Origin of the sequence: Sphingosinicella sp., from assembly GCF_041916975.1 — a bacterium.
Classification (GTDB): domain Bacteria; phylum Pseudomonadota; class Alphaproteobacteria; order Sphingomonadales; family Sphingomonadaceae; genus Sphingosinicella.
Window position 1 is genome coordinate 4,097,835 of sequence record NZ_JAYRYK010000001.1, and the last position, 18,289, is coordinate 4,116,123.

Annotated in this window: 16 protein-coding genes and 1 tRNA gene; 5 read left to right on the forward strand and 12 right to left on the reverse strand. The window is 67.1% G+C overall.

Annotated elements, in window-relative coordinates:
- The first annotated feature begins 15 nt into the window (after positions 1-15).
- Positions 16-1,005 carry a zinc-dependent alcohol dehydrogenase family protein gene (locus ACE3TJ_RS19240; protein WP_374599115.1) on the forward strand — a complete coding sequence of 330 codons (990 nt, stop codon included), beginning with the start codon at positions 16-18 and terminating at the stop codon, positions 1,003-1,005.
- Here ACE3TJ_RS19240 and ACE3TJ_RS19245 read toward each other — a convergent pair.
- The 5 genes from ACE3TJ_RS19245 to hutI all read right to left on the reverse strand — a co-directional run bounded on the left by ACE3TJ_RS19245 (position 1,002) and on the right by hutI (position 6,760).
- Positions 1,002-1,490, reverse strand: coding sequence for a flavin reductase family protein (locus ACE3TJ_RS19245; RefSeq protein ID WP_374599117.1), 489 nt, complete (start codon positions 1,488-1,490; stop codon positions 1,002-1,004). The genes ACE3TJ_RS19240 and ACE3TJ_RS19245 overlap by 4 nt on opposite strands.
- Before the next feature lie 116 nt (positions 1,491-1,606).
- Complete coding sequence (gene hutU, locus ACE3TJ_RS19250) at positions 1,607-3,262, reverse strand: urocanate hydratase (RefSeq protein ID WP_374599119.1); 1,656 nt, start codon at positions 3,260-3,262, stop codon at positions 1,607-1,609.
- Entirely contained in the window at positions 3,259-4,074 is an 816-nt protein-coding gene (gene hutG / locus ACE3TJ_RS19255; protein WP_374599121.1) for an N-formylglutamate deformylase, read from the reverse strand. The genes hutU and hutG overlap by 4 nt, the downstream gene beginning before the upstream one ends.
- Positions 4,071-5,573: a histidine ammonia-lyase gene (gene hutH / locus ACE3TJ_RS19260; RefSeq protein WP_374599123.1), complete on the reverse strand. Its 1,503-nt coding sequence runs from the start codon at positions 5,571-5,573 to the stop codon at positions 4,071-4,073. The genes hutG and hutH overlap by 4 nt, the downstream gene beginning before the upstream one ends.
- Positions 5,570-6,760 carry an imidazolonepropionase gene (gene hutI, locus ACE3TJ_RS19265; RefSeq protein ID WP_374599125.1) on the reverse strand — a complete coding sequence of 397 codons (1,191 nt, stop codon included), beginning with the start codon at positions 6,758-6,760 and terminating at the stop codon, positions 5,570-5,572. Before hutI ends, hutH begins: the two co-directional genes overlap by 4 nt.
- 47 nt (positions 6,761-6,807) lie before the next feature.
- Between hutI and ACE3TJ_RS19270 the strand changes: the two genes are divergently transcribed.
- Both ACE3TJ_RS19270 and ACE3TJ_RS19275 read left to right on the forward strand, forming a co-directional pair.
- Positions 6,808-8,157, forward strand: coding sequence for a formimidoylglutamate deiminase (locus tag ACE3TJ_RS19270; protein ID WP_374599127.1), 1,350 nt, complete (start codon positions 6,808-6,810; stop codon positions 8,155-8,157).
- On the forward strand, positions 8,154-8,807 hold the full coding sequence (locus ACE3TJ_RS19275) for a UTRA domain-containing protein (protein ID WP_374599129.1): 654 nt from the start codon (positions 8,154-8,156) through the stop codon (positions 8,805-8,807). The genes ACE3TJ_RS19270 and ACE3TJ_RS19275 overlap by 4 nt, the downstream gene beginning before the upstream one ends.
- A gap of 35 nt (positions 8,808-8,842) precedes the next feature.
- On the opposite strand, the gene ACE3TJ_RS19280 is transcribed toward ACE3TJ_RS19275, so the two are convergent.
- From ACE3TJ_RS19280 to ACE3TJ_RS19305, 6 genes are all read right to left on the reverse strand, one after another.
- A tRNA-Lys gene (locus ACE3TJ_RS19280) sits at positions 8,843-8,918 on the reverse strand.
- Between the two features lie 104 nt (positions 8,919-9,022).
- On the reverse strand, positions 9,023-10,147 hold the full coding sequence (gene rodA, locus ACE3TJ_RS19285; protein WP_374599131.1) for a rod shape-determining protein RodA: 1,125 nt from the start codon (positions 10,145-10,147) through the stop codon (positions 9,023-9,025).
- The gene (mrdA, locus tag ACE3TJ_RS19290) at positions 10,140-12,065 is read right to left on the reverse strand and encodes a penicillin-binding protein 2 (RefSeq protein WP_374599133.1); all 1,926 of its coding nucleotides are present in this window, start codon (positions 12,063-12,065) and stop codon (positions 10,140-10,142) included. Before mrdA ends, rodA begins: the two co-directional genes overlap by 8 nt.
- Complete coding sequence (mreD, locus tag ACE3TJ_RS19295; RefSeq protein WP_374599135.1) at positions 12,062-12,589, reverse strand: rod shape-determining protein MreD; 528 nt, start codon at positions 12,587-12,589, stop codon at positions 12,062-12,064. Before mreD ends, mrdA begins: the two co-directional genes overlap by 4 nt.
- Positions 12,586-13,509 (reverse strand): rod shape-determining protein MreC, encoded by a 924-nt coding sequence (gene mreC, locus ACE3TJ_RS19300; protein ID WP_374599137.1) that lies wholly within the window; start codon positions 13,507-13,509, stop codon positions 12,586-12,588. Before mreC ends, mreD begins: the two co-directional genes overlap by 4 nt.
- Before the next feature lie 13 nt (positions 13,510-13,522).
- Positions 13,523-14,560, reverse strand: a complete 1,038-nt coding sequence (locus ACE3TJ_RS19305) for a rod shape-determining protein (protein ID WP_121048144.1) — start codon at positions 14,558-14,560, stop codon at positions 13,523-13,525.
- 173 nt (positions 14,561-14,733) lie between these two features.
- Here ACE3TJ_RS19305 and mutL point away from each other — a divergent pair, with 173 nt between their 5' ends.
- The gene (mutL, locus tag ACE3TJ_RS19310) at positions 14,734-16,497 is read left to right on the forward strand and encodes a DNA mismatch repair endonuclease MutL (RefSeq protein ID WP_374599140.1); all 1,764 of its coding nucleotides are present in this window, start codon (positions 14,734-14,736) and stop codon (positions 16,495-16,497) included.
- A 2-nt stretch (positions 16,498-16,499) separates the two neighbouring features.
- Positions 16,500-16,907, forward strand: a complete 408-nt coding sequence (locus tag ACE3TJ_RS19315) for a DUF2147 domain-containing protein (protein ID WP_374599142.1) — start codon at positions 16,500-16,502, stop codon at positions 16,905-16,907.
- 11 nt (positions 16,908-16,918) lie between these two features.
- Here ACE3TJ_RS19315 and ACE3TJ_RS19320 read toward each other — a convergent pair whose 3' ends face one another.
- Positions 16,919-18,214: an APC family permease gene (locus ACE3TJ_RS19320; protein ID WP_374599144.1), complete on the reverse strand. Its 1,296-nt coding sequence runs from the start codon at positions 18,212-18,214 to the stop codon at positions 16,919-16,921.
- Positions 18,215-18,289: the final 75 nt, after the last annotated feature.

Sequence of the window (18,289 nt, forward strand, 5' to 3'; positions counted from 1 at the left end):
AAGGGAGGCATGGCGATGACGACGATGCGTGCGGCCGAGCTTGGCGGGCCGGGGCAGGCCTTGAGGATCGTGGAGCGCCCGGTGCCCACGCCGGCCGCGGACGAACTGCTGATCGCGGTGTCGGCGTGCGGCGTGTGCCGCACCGATCTGCACGTGATGGACGGGGAAATTCCGACGCATTACCCGATCGTGCCTGGGCATGAGATCGTCGGGCGCGTGATCGGAATGGGTGCGGATGTGACGGCCTTTTCCATCGGGCAGCGCGTCGGCGTGCCGTGGCTGGGGCATACGTGCGGCCACTGCCCCTATTGCGCGGCGGAGCAGGAAAATCTCTGCGATCATCCCGAATTCACCGGCTGCACGCGGGATGGCGGTTATGCGACGCATGCCGTGGCGGATGCGCGTTATTGCTTCCCGATCCCCGAGCGCTTCTCCGACGTGGAAGCCGCGCCGCTGCTCTGCGCGGGGCTCATCGGCTGGCGTGCGCTGCGCATGGCGGGTGAGGGGCGGCGGATCGGGCTCTACGGGTTCGGCGCGGCCGCGCACGTGCTGGCACAGGTCGCGGTGTGGCAGGGGCGCGAGGTGTATGCGTTCGCCAAGGCGGGAGACGTGGAGGCGCAGGCGTTCGCACGGTCGCTCGGCTGCGTGTGGGCGGGATCCTCGGAAGAAGCGCCGCCCGCAGAGCTTGACGCGGCGCTGATCTTCGCGCCGGTGGGGGCGCTGGTGCCCACCGCGCTGAAGGCCGTGCGCAAGGGCGGGCGCGTGATCTGTGCGGGCATCCACATGAGCGACATCCCGTCGTTTCCTTACGCCGACCTCTGGGGCGAGCGGGTGATCCGGTCGGTCGCGAACCTGACGCGCGAGGACGGCACCTCGTTCTTCGAGATGGTCGAGAAATCCGGTCTGAAGACGGTGACGGAGACGTTCAGCCTCGAACAGGCGAACGTCGCGCTCGAACGGCTGCGGGCGGGTGCGCTTTCTGGTGCCGCCGTGATCGTGCCCTAGGCGGGAACGCGCGTGTAGCGGCCGTCGACGTAGAGTAGCGGGTCGACCACATCGCCGACGGTGACCGATTCCACGCGGCCGATCACGATGGTGTGCGTGCCGTAGGCGAACAGACCGTCCTGCTTGCACACGACGTTCGCCTGCGCCCCGCCGAGCAGCGGGAGACCGCCGGGGCCGTCCCGCCAGTCGCCGCAGGCGAAGCGTTCCTCGCCCTTGGCACCGCCGCCGCACAGGCGCGAAATGTCTTCCTGATCGGCGGAGAGCACGTTGATGGCGAAGTCCGCGCCCGCCGCGAGCGGGGCGTGGATCGAAGCGGAGCGGTTGACGCAGACGAGCATCGAGGGCGGGTCCATCGACATTGCCTCCACGGCGGTTGCCGCCATCAGGAAGCGTTCGCCTTCGTGGCGGCTGCTGATGACGCAGACCGTGGTAGCGAGACGGCGCAGCGCCTGCTTGGTCGCACCGACGAGATCGATTTCACCCAACGCGCTTCTCCCGCTCTTGCCGGGAGCCTATGGCACAGGAGGAAACGCAATGCCAAGCGTGGCATGGCGCGTTCCAGCCATCCTTTCGGGAAGGAATATTTTTCCGTGCCGCGCCGTCAGAGAATGCCGGGGAGATCGAGGCCCTGTTCGCGTGCGCAATCGCGCGCGATGTCGTAGCCGGCGTCGGCATGGCGCATGACGCCGGTGGCGGGGTCGTTCCAGAGGACGCGCTCGATGCGGCGCGCGGCCGCTTCGCTGCCGTCGCAGACGATGACCATGCCCGAATGCTGCGAATAGCCCATGCCGACGCCGCCGCCGTGGTGGAGCGAGACCCATGTGGCGCCCGACGCGGTGTTGAGGAGCGCGTTGAGGAGCGGCCAGTCCGATACGGCATCGGAGCCGTCTCGCATCGCCTCCGTTTCGCGGTTGGGGCTGGCGACGGAGCCAGAATCGAGATGGTCGCGTCCGATGACGACGGGGGCCTTGAGTTCTCCCTTCGCCACCATCTCGTTGAAGGCGAGGCCGAGGCGGTGGCGATCGCCGAGCCCGACCCAGCAGATGCGCGCGGGCAGGCCCTGAAAGTGGATGCGCTCGCGCGCCATGTCGAGCCAGTTGTGGAGGTGCGGATTGTCGGGGATGAGTTCCTTCACCTTCGCATCGGTCTTGTAGATATCCTCCGGGTCGCCCGAGAGTGCGACCCAGCGGAACGGGCCGATGCCGCGGCAGAACAGCGGCCGGATATAGGCGGGGACGAAGCCGGGGAAGGCAAACGCGTCCTCGACGCCCGCGTCCTTCGCGACCTGCCGGATGTTGTTGCCGTAATCGACCGTGGGCACGCCTGCTTTCTGGAAATCCAGCATGGCGCGGACGTGCGCGGCCATCGAGGCTTTCGCGGCCTCGGCAACGATTTCCGGGTTCTGCTCGCGCATCCCGAACCAGCGTTCGAGGCTCCAGCCTGCGGGGAGATAGCCGTTCACCGGATCGTGCGCGGAGGTCTGATCGGTGAGCAGATCGGGTCGGATACCGCGCTGGTAAATTTCGGGGAGGAGTTCGGCGGCGTTGCCGACGAGACCGACGGAAATCGGTTTCGTTGCCGTTGTGACGAGGCGCAACGCTTCGTCGAGACTCTCCGCCGCATGATCGAGATACCCTGTGCGAAGGCGCATCTCGATGCGGCTCGGCTGGCATTCGATGGCGAGACACGACGCGCCTGCCATCACCGCCGCGAGCGGCTGCGCGCCGCCCATGCCGCCGAGTCCCGCCGTGAGCAGCCATTTGCCGGAAAGATCGCCGCCGTAGTGCTGGCGGCCCATTTCGACGAACGTCTCGTACGTGCCCTGAACGATGCCCTGCGTGCCGATGTAGATCCACGAGCCCGCCGTCATCTGGCCGTACATGGCGAGACCCTTGCGGTCGAGTTCGTTGAAATGCTCCCACGTCGCCCAGTGCGGGACGAGATTGGAATTGGCGATCAGCACGCGCGGCGCGTCCGCATGGGTGCGGAACACGCCCACGGGCTTGCCGGACTGGATGAGGAGCGTCTCATCGTCGTTCAGGCGGCGCAGCGTTTCGACGATCTTGTCGTAGCTCTCCCAGTCGCGCGCGGCGCGGCCGATGCCGCCGTAGACGACGAGCTCTTCGGGGCGCTCGGCGACGTCCGGGTGCAGGTTGTTCATCAGCATCCGCAACGGGGCTTCGGTGAGCCAGCTTTTGGCGCTGAGCGTCGTGCCGGTGGCGGGGCGGATGATGCGGCTGGTGTCGGTACGGGTCATGCTTGGCCTTTGGCGAAAGCGAGGGCGGCTTCCAGAACCTCGCGGAGTGTGGATTGCAGCGGCTGCGCGCGGGCGGGGTCGTAGTCGGCGGGCCAGTTGCCCCACGCGGTGACGGGCGGCTCGGCGAGGTAGGTGCGCATCGCGAGTTCCATCTGGGTCGCATGGAAGCCTGCGCCGGGATTGCCGTAGTGGCGCGTCGTCCAGCCGCCCTTGAAGCGCCCGTCGAGGACATGCGTGTAGGGCGAGCGTCCGCAGGCGGCCATCACCGCCTCGGCGAGTGCGGGCGCGCAGGTCGTGCCGCCGTTGGTGCCGACGTTGAGGTCTGGGAGGTCGCCCGGGAACAGGCGAGGCACGTGGCCGCGAATGGAGTGCGCATCATAGAGCACGACGTGCGCGTGGCGGCGGCGCAGGCGCGCGAGCTCTTCGGAGAGGACGCGGTGATAAGGATCGAACCATGTTTCGCGGCGGCGTGCGATTTCCGCTTCGCCGGGCTCTTCGCCGGGGCGGTAGAAGGGCTCGCCGTCGAAAGTTTCGGTGGGGCAGAGGCCCGTGGTGATCTGGCCGGGATAGAGCGAGACGCCGGACGGATCACGGTTCACATCGATCACCGTGCGCGACATTCCGGTGCGGATCGTCGTGGCGCCGAGATCGCGCGCGAAGGCGTAGAGCGCGTCCACCCACCAGTCGGTGTCCTTGAGCGCGAGCCACGGCGAACGCAGCGTGTCTTCGATTTCCGGCGGGATCGTGGTGCCGGTGTGCGGGAAGGCGACGACGAGCGGCGCGTCGCCCTGATGCACCATCAGCCAGGTCATAGCGGAAGGTCCGCGAGCGCGGCGAGCGTGCCCGCATTCACGAGGCGTATCGCCGCGACGATATCGGGGTGGAAATGGCGGTCGTGGTCCAGCGTTGGGACTTCGGCGCGGAGCGCGGTGCGGGCCTGTTCCAGCGCGGGGCTGGAGGTGAGGGGCGCGTGGAAATCGCAGCCCTGCGCGGCGGCGAGATATTCGATGGCGAGCACCGAGGCGAGATTCTCGGCCATCGGCAGCAGGCGGCGCGCGCCGTGCGCGGCCATCGATACATGGTCTTCCTGATTGGCTGACGTGGGGATCGAATCGACGCTCGCGGGATAGGCACGCTGCTTGTTTTCAGAAACGAGTGCGGCCGCCGTCACCTGCGGGATCATGAAGCCCGAGTTGAGGCCGGGCTTCGGCGTAAGGAATGCCGGGAGGCCGGAGAGCGCAGGATCGACGAGCATCGCGATGCGGCGCTCGGCGATCGAGCCGATCTCGCAGAGCGCGAGCGCGATCATGTCCGCTGCGAAGGCGACGGGTTCGGCGTGGAAATTGCCGCCGGACAGTGCCTCGTCCGTATCGGCGAAGATGAGGGGGTTGTCGGAGACGCCGTTTGCCTCGTCGACGAGCGTTTCGGCCGCCTGCCGCAGAATGCCGAGCACGGCGCCCATCACCTGCGGCTGGCAGCGCAGGCAGTACGGATCCTGCACGCGCGCGTCGCCTTCGAGGTGCGAGGCGCGGATGGCGGAAGCGTGCATCAGCGTGCGCAGTGCCTCCGCGACGTCGATCTGGCCGCGGTGTCGGCGCAGCGTGTGGATACGGGGATCGAACGGCGTGTCGGAACCCTTCGCGGCTTCCGTGGAGAGTGCGCCGGTGACGAGCGCGGTGCGGAAGAGGCTTTCCGCTTCGAACAGGCCCGCGAGCGCGCAGGCCGTGGAAAATTGCGTACCGTTGAGGAGCGCGAGACCTTCCTTCGCGCCGAGCGTGAGGGGGGCAAGGCCTGCCTTCGCCAGTGCCTCAGCTGCCGGGATACCGTCGATCTCGCCCACGCCGATCATCGTCGCGGCCATGTGCGCGAGGGGGGCAAGGTCGCCGCTGGCGCCGACGGAGCCTTGCGAGGGGATCGTGGGCATCAGGTCTTTCGTCAGCATGGCCTCGATAAGGCGCACGGTCTCCGTGGAGACGCCCGAGGCGCCATGGCCGAAGCTCGCCAGCTTCAATGCCATCATCAGGCGCACGACTGCGCGCGGCATCGGTTCGCCGACACCTGCCGCGTGGCTGAGCACGATGTTGCGCTGGAGCGTGGCGAGATCGGCTTCGTCGATGCGGACCGAGGCGAGTTTCCCGAAGCCGGTATTGATACCGTAAACGGGATCGCCGCGATCGAGGATGCGCGCGACGGCAGCAGCGCTCGCTTCGATGGCGGGAAAGGCTGCGGGGGCGAGCGCTGCCGCTTCGCCGCGATAGATGGCGCGCAGGGTTTCGAAACCGATGACGCCGGGGGTGAGCGTGATCGTCACTGTCCTCTCCAGATGCGCGCATGGAGCGGATTGAAGCCCATGCGGTAAACGAGTTCGGCGGGCTCGCCGATGTCCCAGATCGCGAGATCGCAGGCCTTGCCGGGCGCGAGCGTGCCGATGTCGCTGCGCCCGAGCGCGCGCGCGGCCTCGCGCGTGAAACCGGCGATGCATTCGTCCACCGTCAGGCGGAACAGTGTCGCTGCCATGTTCATTGCGAGGAGCGGCGAGGTGAGGGGCGAGGTGCCGGGGTTGCAATCGGTCGCGAGCGCGATGGGCACGCCGTGCGCACGGAGCGCGGCGACGGGCGGGCGCTTCTCCTCACGCGTGAAATAGAAGGCGCCGGGGAGCAGCACGGCGACGGTGCCGGAGGCGGCCATCGCGGTGATGCCGGTCTCATTCAGATGTTCGAGGTGGTCGGCCGAAAGCGCACCGTAGCGTGCGGCGAGTGATGCGCCGCCGAGGTCGGAAAGCTGCTCGGCGTGGAGCTTGACCGGGAGGCCGAGCGTGCGTGCGGCTTCGAACACGCGCGCGACCTGATCGGGCGAGAAGCCGATGCCCTCGCAGAAGGCGTCGACGGCATCGACGAGCCCTTCGGCGGCGAGCGTAGGCAGCATCACGTTGCAGACGTGGGCGACATAGGCGTCGCGGTCGGTGAATTCAGGCGGCAGCGCGTGCGCGCCGAGGAAGGTGGTGGTGACGGCCACATTGCGTTCTTCGCCGAGACGACGTGCGACGCGGAGCTGCCTGCGTTCGGCGTCCAGCGACAGGCCGTAGCCGGACTTGATCTCGACCGTGGTAACGCCCTCGGCGATCAGCGCATCGAGGCGGGGCAGGGAGGCCGCGACGAGACCGTCTTCGCTCGCTGCACGCGTTGCTTTCATCGTCGAGACAATGCCGCCGCCCGCGCGGGCGATCTCCTCATAGGATGCGCCTTCGAGCCGCAGTTCGAATTCGCGCGCGCGGTTTCCCGCATAGACGAGGTGCGTGTGGCAATCGATGAGGCCGGGCGAGATCCAGCGGCCTTCGCAATCGATGGTTTCAGCGGCGCTCGGCGCCCCGGCGCGCGGCCCTGCATAGGTGATGATGCCGCCCTCGCACACCACGGCGCCGTCCTCGACGATACCGAGGCCGCGCCCTTCGAGCGTCATCAGTCTTGCGTTGTGCCAGAGGCGATTCATGCGTGCCATTCTCAGCGCGATCGGTTATTATGTCTAGACATAATATCGAGGTGGTGATGCAAAGGCTTTGGTTCTCGCAGGCAAGACTGAACGGCGGCTGGGCGAAGGACGTGCGGCTGACGCTGTCCGGTGGGCTGATCGACAGCGTCGAAACGGGGGTTGCGCCGGGGGCAGGTGATGAACGCCACGGCATCGCGATTCCGGGGCTCTGCAACGTTCACAGCCACGGTTTCCAGCGCGGCATGGCCGGACTTTCCGAGCGGCGCGGGCGGCCGGACGACGATTTCTGGTCGTGGCGCGAGGTGATGTACCGCTTCCTCGGCCGCATGACGCCGGAGGACATCGCCGCGATCACCGCGCTCGCCTATGCCGAGATGCTGGAGAGCGGCTACACGCGCGTCGGTGAGTTCCACTACCTCCACAATGATATCGGCGGTGGCCGCTACGCCGATCTCGCGGAAACGGCGGGAAGCATCGTTTCTGCGTCAGCGGAAACGGGGATCGGGCTCACGCTGCTGCCGGTGTTCTACGCGCACGCCGATTTCGGAGGCGCACCGCCCGCGCCGGGACAACGCCGGTTCATCAGCGACATCGATGGCTTTGCCCGCCTGATGGAAGCGAGCCGCGCCAAGCTGCGCACGGGCGACGTGATCGGGATCGCGCCGCATTCGCTGCGCGCGGTAACGGCGGAAGAGCTCGCCGCGATCCTGCCGCTCGCGGAAGGCGGGCCTATCCATATCCATGCCGCCGAGCAGACGAAGGAGGTGGACGCCTGCCGCGCGTGGTCCGGTGCGCGGCCCGTCGAATGGCTGCTCGAAAACGCGCCTGTCGACGAGCGTTGGTGCCTGATCCATGCGACGCATATCGACGATGCGGAAGTGATGGGGCTCGCCGCATCGGGTGCCGTCGCAGGGCTGTGCCCGGTGACAGAAGCGAACCTCGGCGACGGCGTGTTCCCGGCGGAGGCCTATTTGCGCCTCGACGGCCGCATCGGCACGGGCACCGATTCGAACATCCTCGTCGATGCGGCGAGCGAACTGCGCATGATCGAATACAGCCAGCGGCTTCACCATCGCCGCCGCAACATCCTCGGCTGCGAGGAAACGGCGTCGGTCGGGGAGCGGCTGTTCGGCGGGGCGCTCGCGGGCGGCGCGCAGGCGCTGGGCGTGAAGTGTGGGCTCGCGGCGGGGATGGCCGCCGATATCATTGCGCTCGATGCTTGCCATCCGGCGCTCGCCGCAAGAAAAAGCGACATGATTCTCGATAGCTGGATTTTCGCGGGCGGCGCGGGCTGTGTGGACAGCGTCTGGGCCGGCGGCGTGCGGCAGGTGGTAGGCGGCCGCCATGTCGCGCGGGGGACTATCACGGCGCGTTATGCCGCCGCGCTGGAGCGCCTCACCGCGTGAAGCCCGGCGAGCGCATCCGCGCCGATATCGAAGGACGAATCCGCTCGGGTGAATGGAAGCCGGGGGACCGCATCCCCTTCGAGCACGAACTCGTCCGCAGCTACGGCTGCTCACGCGCAACAGTGAGCAAGGCGCTGGAGATGCTGGCGCGGGCAGGGCTGATCGAGCGGCGGCGCAAGGCCGGATCGTTCGTCGCACACCCGCGCGTGCATTCGGCGGTTCTGGAAGTGCCGGACCTTGCGAAAGTCGTCGCCGAACGCGGCCTTGCCTACCGCTGGCAGCGGCTGAAACGCGAGGTGGAGGACGGGAGCGTCGTCGTGACCGGCCTCCACCATGCGGGCGATGAGCCCTATTGCATCGAACAGCGCGAAATCTCGCTTGCTGCCGTGCCCGAGGCGGGAGCCGAGACGTTCGCGGATGAAGCGCCCGGCACCTGGCTTTTGAAGCGCGTCCCGTGGAGCGAGGCGCGGCACCGGATCAGCGCCGTGATGCCCACCGCCGCTGAAGCGCGCCTGCTCGGCATCCCGCGCACCGCGTGCCTCCGCATCGAGCGCTGGACATGGCGCGGCGGCGATCCCGTGACGAGCGTTTCGCAGCTCTTCCCCGGCGACCGCCACGACCTCGTCGCGGACTTCGCGCCGGGGGCCTGATTTGGCCGCCTGATTTCAGGTTTTCGGGAAAGAAGTGGTGGATGCACTAGGGCTCGAACCTAGGACCCGCTGATTAAGAGTCAGCTGCTCTACCAACTGAGCTATGCATCCACACCGGGCATGAGATAGGGCGCCGGGGCGCCGCTTTCAACCGCGAGGCGGGCGCTATAGCGCGGGGTATCCCGGGTTGCAAGACCGGAATCGCGCGTGGCCCCCTAGAATGCCGACGGGCCTTCGCCGATCATGGTTTCCTCGCGCTGGCGATCGATCGAAAGCAGGATGCCGATCAGGATCATCGCGGTCATCATTGCCGATCCGCCGTAGGACATCAGCGGCAGCGGAATGCCGACGACGGGGGCGAAGCCCATCACCATCGCGAGATTGACGAACACGTAGAAGAACAATGTGCAGGTGAGGCCCGCAGCGGTCAGCCGTGCGAACTGGTTGCGCGCGCGGAGCGCGACGGAGAAGCCCCAGCCGAGGATGATCGCATAGCAGGCGAGCACGAAAAGCATACCGAAGAGGCCCCATTCCTCTGCCATCGTCGCGAAGATGAAGTCGGTGTGAAGCTCGGGAAGATACTGGAGGTGGCTCTGGGTGCCCGAAAGGAAGCCCTTGCCGGAAAGTCCGCCCGATCCGATCGCGATCTTCGACTGGGTGATGTGGTAGCCCGCGCCGAGCGGATCGGCGTCCGGATCGAGGAAGATGAGAACGCGCCGCCGCTGATAATCGTGCAGCAGGCTGACAGCGATGGGGATCGCCGCGACCAGCGCAGCGCCGCCGCCTACGAACAGCGACATGCGCGCGCCCGCCAGAAACACGATCACGACCCCGCCGAACGCGATCGAAAGCGCCGTGCCAAGATCGGGCTGCAACATCACGAGCCCCACGGGTAACCCGATGAGCACGGCAGGCGCGACGAGGCTCCCCCAGCGCTGCGTTTCGACGCGCGGCAAATAGTGAAAGAAGCGCGCCAGCGCGAGCACGATGGCGATCTTCATGAGTTCGGAGGGCTGCAGCCGGATGATGCCGAGATCGAGCCAACGCTGGCTGCCGCCGCCGACCTTGCCCAGAATCTCGACGCCGAGCAGCATGACAAGGACGATGCCGTAGCCGGGGTAAGCGGCGCGCAGCCACCACGACAGCGGCACTTGGCTCATGGCGAGCGCCATCACGAAAAACAGTGTGAAGCGGATTCCCTGATTGAACGCCCACGGGCGCACGTGTCCGCCCGCGGCGGAATAGAGCACGGCAAGCCCGAAGCCGCCGAGCGCGAGCAGCGTCAGCAGCATCCGCCAGGGCAGCGCCTGCAGCCGTTCGGGGATCGCGCTGTTAAGCATCGGGGATCGGTTCTGCGGGCGAGGGTGGGGTGGCCGCCTGCGCCGCCGCCGCTGCAGCCGCCACGGCGGCGCGCTGCGCGGCCTCCCGGCCCCAGCCTTCCTCCAGCCGTTCGAGCGCAGCCATGGCGATTTCGGGCGCGAACAGGAAGGTCATCACGTCTTTCGCGATCGGCGCGGCGGCGATGCTGCCGCCGCCGCCGTGCTCGACGACGACGCTCACCGCATAGCGCGGCTCTTCCACCGGTGCGAAGGCGATGAAATGGCCGTGATCGCGGTATTTCCAGGGAATCGACTTGTAGTTGGCGCCGCGCGTCGCGCTCGTCAGCGCGCGCACCTGCGCGGTGCCGGTCTTCCCCGCCATCTGGATGGGGATGGGAAGGCGCGAACGCCCGGCGGTGCCTTGCGGCCCGTTCACGGTGAGGCCCATGGCGTAGCGAACGCGCGCGAGATGTTCGGGATCGATATCGATGGTGCCGGGTGTGCTGCCGCCGGAAACGAGGCGCGGCACGACGCTCCGGCCTGAAGCAATGCGCGCCGACATCACGGCAAGCTGCAGCGGCGAGGTGAGCATGTAGCCCTGGCCGATCGCGGTGTTCAGCGTCTCGCCGGTCAGCCATTCCTTGTCGTAGCGGCGGCGCTTCCATTCGGGCGTGGGGACGAGACCCTCGCGCTGCGCAGGCAGCGAAAGGCCTTCATAATCATGCCCCAGCCCAAGGCGCTTCGCCATGTTGGCGATCCGCTCGATGCCGATCTCGCGGCCGCGCGTATAGTAATAGACGTTGCAGCTCTGGAAGATGCTCTTGTCGAGGTTCACGGTACCGTGCCCGCCGCGCCGCCAGCACGCGAAGCGGTGGCTGCCGAGATAATAGGCGCCGGGGCAGTGCACGGTAGCGTCCGGGCTGATCCCGTATTCGAGCGCGGCAAGCGCGGTCACCGGCTTGAAGGTCGATCCCGGCGGATAAAGGCCCTGCACGGTCTTGTTGATGAGCGGATTGTGATCGTCCGACATCAACGCGTTCCATTCCTTGTGGCTGATGCCGTCGGAGAACGTGTTGGGATCGAAGGCGGGCATGGAGACGAGCGTCAGCACGTCCCCCGTCCACACGTCGAGGACGACGACACTGCCGGATTCGGGGCCAAGGCGCCGCGCCGCGAAGGACTGGAGATCGCGGTCGATGGTGAGCTTCACCGTCTGGCCGGGCGTGTCGTTCACCGTGGAAAGCTCGCGGATCACGCGGCCGCGCGCGTTCACCTCCACACGGCGTGCGCCCGCCTTGCCGCGCAGCGGCACGTCCAGAACCTTCTCGATGCCGTCCTTGCCGAGCTTGAAGGCCGGGTGGAGGTAGAGCGGGTCGCGGTCCGCCGCGAGATACTGTTCGCGTGTGGGCGCACCGACATAGCCAAGCAGATGGCCGACGGCATCGCCATCGGGATAGTAGCGTGTGAAGCCGCGCACCGGCTGCACGCCGTCGTAATCGGGCAGGCGCACGTTGATCGCGGCGAAATCGTTCCAGCTGATGCCCGCGGCGACCTGAATGGGGAGGTATTTCGGCTGCGTCGCCGCCGCATCGCGAATCCGCGCGACTTCTTCGGGCGGCAGCCTGAGCAGACGCGTGAGATCGGCGAGCGTCTGTTCGAGGTCGGCGATCTGCTCGGGGATCATTTCCAGCCGGTAATCGGGCTGGTTGACGGCGAGCGGCTTGCCGTTGCGGTCGACGATCCAGCCGCGCCGCGGCGGGATCAGGCGCACCGAGACGCGGTTGTCCTCGGCAAGGAGCTTGTATTTCTCCTGCTCGAAGATCGAGAGGTAGGCCATGCGCCCGGCAAGCAGCAGGCCGAGGCCGCCGGTCGCCGCACCCACAAAGAGCGTGCGGCGCGTGAACATCTGCTCGCGCGCGGCTTCGGAGGTGAGCTTCATGGCGCCCACCTACGCTGGATGCGCGCGAAGAAGTGCGCGGCGAACGGGTACACGGCGATCGTCGCCACCGTCTGCGTCGCAAGCGGCAGGAAGGGGAACGGGTCCGCGACGAGGGCGCAAAGTCTCCACAGCGCCAGATGGTACACGAACAGCAAGGGGATGCTGAACAGCCAGTCGCCGACCCAGCTCGCGCGGCGCACATACACGTCTGCATAGCGCACAAGCATCATGAACAGCGGCAAGAGCAAACCGTTCGCGCCGACCGGCGTTCCGAGCAGAATGTCGCCGGCAAGCCCCATCGGCAGCCCGGTCCATTCGGGCATCTGCTGCGGGCGGTAGAGCGTCCAGAGCAGCACGAGCAGCAGCGCGAGATTGGGCATCACGGGCAGCGGCGCGAACATCGGCAGCGTCATCATCATATAGGCGATGACGACGACGATCAGTGGGATCGCCAGCTTCCAGTGATCGAAAATCCAGCGTGCCCGCTCGCGCGCGGTCATCTGGTGCCACGGCGTCGTGATCATTCCGCCGCCTGCTGCTGGATCACGGCCTCGGGATGCGCCTCGCGACCCTGCGGCTCTTCATCGGGAAGCGGCATGGGCGGCATGTAGGGGCGTTCGACGATCACGTAATCGAGCCCGTCGGGCGTCGCAGCGGGACGGGCTTCGGGCATGTCACCGGAAACGCGCACGATCGTCGCCACCGGCAGTCCGGGCGGGAACAGGCCGCCATCCCCCGAGGTGACGAGCCGATCGCCGATGCGGACTTCGGAATTGGAGGGGCCGGAGAGGTCGACATCGAGCAGCGGCAGGTTCTTGCCGATAAGGAGCGCGGGAAGCCCGGTGCGCACGACGCGCACGGGCACGCGGCTCGATACGTCGGTGAGCAGCATCACGCGCGTTGCGCGCTTGCCGACATCGACCGTGCGGCCGATGAGGCCCGCCGCCGCCAGCACGGGTTGGCCGGGTTCGATGGCGTGCCGCGCGCCGGCGCTGATCAGCGCGTAGCGGACATAGGCGCCCGTGCTGGAGCCCGAGATGGCGAACACGCCGATGCGCTCGCGCGCCGGCTCGGAGACCTTGAGGAGCGATTTGAGTTCGCGGTTCTCGTGCAGTGCCTGCGCGTGCCGTTCGCGCTCGATCTGGTACATGCGCTCGCGGCCTTCGAGCAGCCGCACCTTCTCGACCGCCTTGAAATAGTCGGCGACCGAACCCGCGGCGGCTTGAACCTCGCCAAGCGGTATCAGAATGGCTGTCCAGAGCGGCGCAACGAGATCTGCCGCGCCACTGCGCAGCGCGGAATATCGGTCAGGGCTGGCACGGCTCAGCACCAGCAGCATCGCGGCAACGGCAACGGCGGCGATCGTCGCCGCGCGTCCCAGAAGCGCGATGTTGCGTTGCCGGCGCGAACTCCGCCCGCTCGATCTGCGGGGTGGCCACGCCATCCGCAGCGACTCCCTAGAGTGCGGTGGTCAGGACGCCGCGAAAGATCGGCTCTTCGAGCGCGCGGCCGGTGCCGAGCGCAACGCAGGTCAGCGGATCGTCGGCAACGGTGACGGGAAGGCCGGTCGCGTCGCGCAGCACCTCGTCGAGCTGGCCGAGCAGTGCACCGCCGCCCGTCAGCACGATGCCCTGATCGACGATGTCGGCGGCAAGCTCCGGCGCAGTGTTTTCAAGCGCCTGACGGACGCCCTCGACGATTGCCGAAACCGGCTCCGAAAGCGCCTCGGCGATCTGCGCCTGGTTGATGGTGATTTCCTTGGGCACGCCGTTCATCAGGTCGCGGCCCTTGATCTCCAGCGTAACGCCGACGCCGTCGATCGGCGGCTTCGCGGTGCCGATTTCCTTCTTGATGCGCTCGGCCGTGGCTTCGCCGATCAGAAGGTTGTGGTTGCGGCGGACGTAGCTGACGATCGCGTCATCCATCTTGTCGCCGCCGACACGCACGGAGGTCGTGTAGGCAAGGCCGCGCAGCGAGAGCACAGCGACTTCGGTGGTGCCGCCGCCGATGTCGACGACCATCGATCCGATCGGCTCCGTCACCGGCATTCCGGCGCCGATCGCGGCCGCCATCGGCTCCTCGATCAGATACACTTGGCTCGCGCCCGCGTTGTTCGCGGCGTCGCGGATGGCGCGGCGTTCGACGCTCGTCGAACCCGAAGGCACGCAGATCACGATTTCGGGATAATTGCCGAACTTCCGCGTGTGCACCTTCTTGATGAAGTGGTTGATCATCTGCTCGGCGACATAGATGTCGGCGATCACGCCGTCGCGCAGCGGGCGGATGGCTTCCACATTGCCCGGCGTCTTGCCCATCATCATCTTGGCGTCGTTTCCGACAGCCTTCACCATCTTGCGGCCGTTGATCGTCTCGATCGCGACCACCGACGGTTCGTTGAGCACGATACCGCGCCCGCGCACGTAGACGAGCGTGTTGGCCGTACCGAGATCGATGGCCATATCCTGGGCAAGAAAACCGAAAATGCGGCTGAGCATGGAGTTCTTCTCTTTTATGCGTGTGGACGCGCGTTGGCCTGCATATGCAGTGTTGTCGCAGGGAAGTGCAAGGGGCGCATTGGCGTCGCTTCCGTGGTTAACGCGGCTTTCACCACGCAATACGCGACGAACCGCTAACAAAGCCTTGCGATCGTTGCTAGGAAGACGCGGCCATGTCGATCCGCCGCTTACCCGAAGACCTCGTCAACCGCATCGCCGCCGGCGAAGTCGTCGAGCGCCCCGCGAGCGCGGTGAAGGAACTCGTCGAAAACGCGCTCGATGCAGGCGCGACGCGAATCGCCGTCGAGCTTGAAGGCGGCGGGCTCGATCTGATCGCCGTTACAGACAATGGCTCCGGCATGGACGCGGACGATCTGCGCTTGTCGCTCGAACGCCACGCCACGTCTAAACTGCCGACCGGCGACCTCGAAGCCATCGCCACGATGGGCTTCCGGGGCGAGGCGTTGCCCTCGATCGCGAGCGTCAGCCGCTTCCGCATCGCCAGCCGGACGGCAAGCGGAGAGGGATGGGAGATCGAGGTCGATCACGGCACCATCCAGCGCGACGGCCCGGCCTCGCTGCCGCAGGGTACGCGCGTTTCGGTCGCCGACCTGTTCGGCAAGGTGCCCGCGCGGCGCAAATTCATGAAAAGTCCGCGCGCCGAGCTTGCCGCCTGCCTCGACGTGGTGCGCCGCCTCGCGATGGCGCGCGCCGATGTGGGGTTCAGCGTTGCCCACGAAGGCCGCCGTCTGCTTGACGCGCAGCCCTCTGCCGATCTGCTGGAAAGCGCGCGTGTGGCACGGCTCGCGGCCATATTGGGGCAGGAGTTTACGGACAACGCCGTTGCGATCGATCTGGTGCGCGATGGGCTTCGCCTCGGCGGACTCGCGGCGGTGCCGACCTACAGCCGGGGCGCGGCGGACCACCAGTATCTGTTCGTCGGCGGGCGTCCGGTGAAGGACCGGCTGCTGCTCGGCGCGGTGCGCGGCGCCTACCGTGATCTCCTCGCGCGTGATCGCCACCCGGTGCTGGCGCTGTTTCTCGACGTGCCGTTCGACTTCGTCGACGTGAACGTGCATCCGGCGAAAACCGAAGTGCGTTTCCGCGATCCGGCGCTGGTGCGCGGTCTCATCGTTTCAGGGCTCCGCCATGCGCTAGACAGCGGCAGCGGCCACGCCGCGACCACGGTTTCCGAAGCTGCGCTCTCCGCGTTCCGGCCGGAACCGATGGTGGCACCCGCGCCCCCGCGTCCCGCGATGTTCGGCGATCACAGCTTCCGTTTCAACGCCCCGCCACAGGCGCGAGCCGGAGCGCCTTCGCCGGTCCACGCCGAAAGCCGCGATGCCGATCTCACGGCATTCCCGCTCGGCGCTGCGCGCGGGCAGGTGCACGGTAGCTGGATCGTTGCCGAGACCAGCGATGCGCTCGTGATCGTCGATCAGCACGCCGCGCACGAGCGGCTGACGCTCGAAAAGATGAAGCGTGCCATGGAAGGCGGCGGCGTCCGCGCGCAGGCGCTTCTGCTGCCCGAGGTCGTGGAACTCGACGAGGCCGAGTGCGACGGGCTCGAAGCCCACGCAGCCGAGCTTGCCGAGATGGGGCTGGAGATCGAGCGCTTCGGCGCGGAGGCGATCCTCGTTCGCGCGACACCCGCGATCCTCGGCAATGCCGACGCGAAGGCGCTGGTGCGCGATCTGGCCGACGATATCACCAGCCTCGGCGCGGCGCACAGCCTGAAGGAACGGCTCGACGAGGTGTTCGCGACCATGGCGTGCCACGGCTCGGTGCGGGCAGGGCGGTCGCTCAGCGTCACGGAAATGAACGCACTTCTGCGCGAAATGGAGGCGACGCCCCATTCGGGCCAGTGCAACCACGGGCGTCCGACGTACGTTAAGCTCGCGCGCGGAGATATCGAGAAACTGTTCGGGAGGCGGTAGCCATGACGCGATCGGTGTTGGTGTCGATGATGCTTCTTTCAGCGCCCGCGCTGGCACAGGACGCGACGCTTTCGGAGCGGACCTACGGCACGTGGAAGAATCCGAAGAACAGCGTTCATGTCGAGGCACAGGAATGCGACGGCAAGATGTGCGGCGTCGTCGTGTGGGCGAACGACAAGGCCAAGGCCGATGCCCGGCGCGGCGGCACGGACCAGCTGATCGGCCGCCAGCTCTTCCAGGATTTCGAGGAGCAGCAGGAAGGCCGCTGGAAGGGCAAGGTCTTCGTGCCCGACATCAACCGTACCTTCCACGGCACCGTCACGATCATCGATGCCGACACGCTGGAGGGGAAAGGCTGCCTTCTCGGCGGCATCGGCTGCAAATCGCAGGTGTGGACGCGGGTGAAGTAAGCTGGAACCGCTTACTGCGCCGCGCCCGCTGCGGTTCGCCGATTGAGCCAGAGCATTACGGCGCGCACGACAAGGCCGATTGCAAGCAGAACCAGGCACCACAGGCTCGCTTCAAGGCCGATGCCGTAGGTCGCGAAAGCGATGAAGAGGATCGCGCCCGCGATCAGGAGACGCTGGGCGGGGGCAGGGCTGCACCGCCACGCCGCGAGTGCGGACGTCAGATAGACGAGCACCATCGCTGCGGTTGAAAGCAGAATGATGAACGTGAAGAGATGGGCCGTGGCGCGGCTGCTGTTCGCAAGCAGCAGAATGATACTGAGCACGGTTGCCACGATCTGCGCGACGACGGGCGTGTTGCTTCCGCGCGTCTTTGCCATGGCTGCGGGCATTTCACCGCGCAGCGCCATCGCGTAACCAAGCTCGCCGGTGCCGAGGATCAAGCCGTTCAGGCACCCGATGGCCGCGACCGCGAGGGTCAGCGCGCTCACGGTTGCGGCGGTATTGCCCCAGCGCGATACCAGCGCATCGGCAAAGGGCGCCGGCGAAGCGACGATGACGCTCGTCGGCAGCAGCATCTGGATCGCCGTTCCAGCGATGAGATAGAGCACAACGACAAACGCCGTGCCGCCGAGCAGCGCCCGTGGGATCGTCCGTTCGGGATCGCGGACCTTGCCGACCGGGGTGGTTGCCGTTTCAAATCCGGTGAAGGCGAAAAAGGTCAGCGCCGTTGCCGTTGCGATGTTGGCGAAGTTCACCGGTAGCGGCGCGAACGGTTCGAAGGTTCCGCCGGTCACGCCGCGTTCGACGAAGAGGAAGACGACCGCCAGCAAGGGGATAAGCTTGATCGCAACGGTAACGATCGAAAAACTGCCTGCCGCGCGCACGCCCGCCGCGTTGATCGCGGTGAGCAGCACCAGCCAGCCGATCGCCATCGGGACGATCGCAGCCTCGCCGCCAAGCGACGGGCTGACGAAAGAGAGCGCCGCCGCTGCGGCAATCGCCACCGCCGCCTGCGCCACCCAGTTCGACACCCAGAAGCTCCACGCGACGAGGAACGCGACCGTCGGCCCATATTCCTTTTCGACGTTGGCCTGGATGCCGTCTCCGCCAAGGCGGGAGAGGCGCGCGAGGCCGTAGGCGATGCACAGGATGCCGACGCCGCTGATGACCCAACCGATCAGTGCGTTGCGGCCAAGGGGCGCAAGGCTGACGGGAAGCATGAAGATGCCCGAGCCGATGATGGTGCCGACAACGAGTGAAGCCGTCATCCAGAAGCCGATCATCTGCGGCTTGGCGCTTGCGGTCATGGTGCCCCTCCACCGACCGGAACAGCAGAATCGCCGTCAGGTCGGTGCGGACGTTAAACGAACTGCGAACGGTGC

What these genes read in the sequence shown, in the direction of transcription:
- ACE3TJ_RS19240 (WP_374599115.1), top strand. Translation starts at nt 16, where the DNA reads ATGACGACGATGCGTGCGGCCGAGCTTGGCGGGCCGGGGCAGGCCTTG.
- hutU (WP_374599119.1), bottom strand. Translation starts at nt 3,262, where the DNA reads ATGACCCGTACCGACACCAGCCGCATCATCCGCCCCGCCACCGGCACG.
- hutG (WP_374599121.1), bottom strand. Translation starts at nt 4,074, where the DNA reads ATGACCTGGCTGATGGTGCATCAGGGCGACGCGCCGCTCGTCGTCGCC.
- hutI (WP_374599125.1), bottom strand. Translation starts at nt 6,760, where the DNA reads ATGGCACGCATGAATCGCCTCTGGCACAACGCAAGACTGATGACGCTC.
- ACE3TJ_RS19270 (WP_374599127.1), top strand. Translation starts at nt 6,808, where the DNA reads ATGCAAAGGCTTTGGTTCTCGCAGGCAAGACTGAACGGCGGCTGGGCG.
- rodA (WP_374599131.1), bottom strand. Translation starts at nt 10,147, where the DNA reads ATGCTTAACAGCGCGATCCCCGAACGGCTGCAGGCGCTGCCCTGGCGG.
- mrdA (WP_374599133.1), bottom strand. Translation starts at nt 12,065, where the DNA reads ATGAAGCTCACCTCCGAAGCCGCGCGCGAGCAGATGTTCACGCGCCGC.
- mreD (WP_374599135.1), bottom strand. Translation starts at nt 12,589, where the DNA reads ATGATCACGACGCCGTGGCACCAGATGACCGCGCGCGAGCGGGCACGC.
- mreC (WP_374599137.1), bottom strand. Translation starts at nt 13,509, where the DNA reads ATGGCGTGGCCACCCCGCAGATCGAGCGGGCGGAGTTCGCGCCGGCAA.
- ACE3TJ_RS19305 (WP_121048144.1), bottom strand. Translation starts at nt 14,560, where the DNA reads ATGCTCAGCCGCATTTTCGGTTTTCTTGCCCAGGATATGGCCATCGAT.
- mutL (WP_374599140.1), top strand. Translation starts at nt 14,734, where the DNA reads ATGTCGATCCGCCGCTTACCCGAAGACCTCGTCAACCGCATCGCCGCC.
- ACE3TJ_RS19315 (WP_374599142.1), top strand. Translation starts at nt 16,500, where the DNA reads ATGACGCGATCGGTGTTGGTGTCGATGATGCTTCTTTCAGCGCCCGCG.
- ACE3TJ_RS19320 (WP_374599144.1), bottom strand. Translation starts at nt 18,214, where the DNA reads ATGACCGCAAGCGCCAAGCCGCAGATGATCGGCTTCTGGATGACGGCT.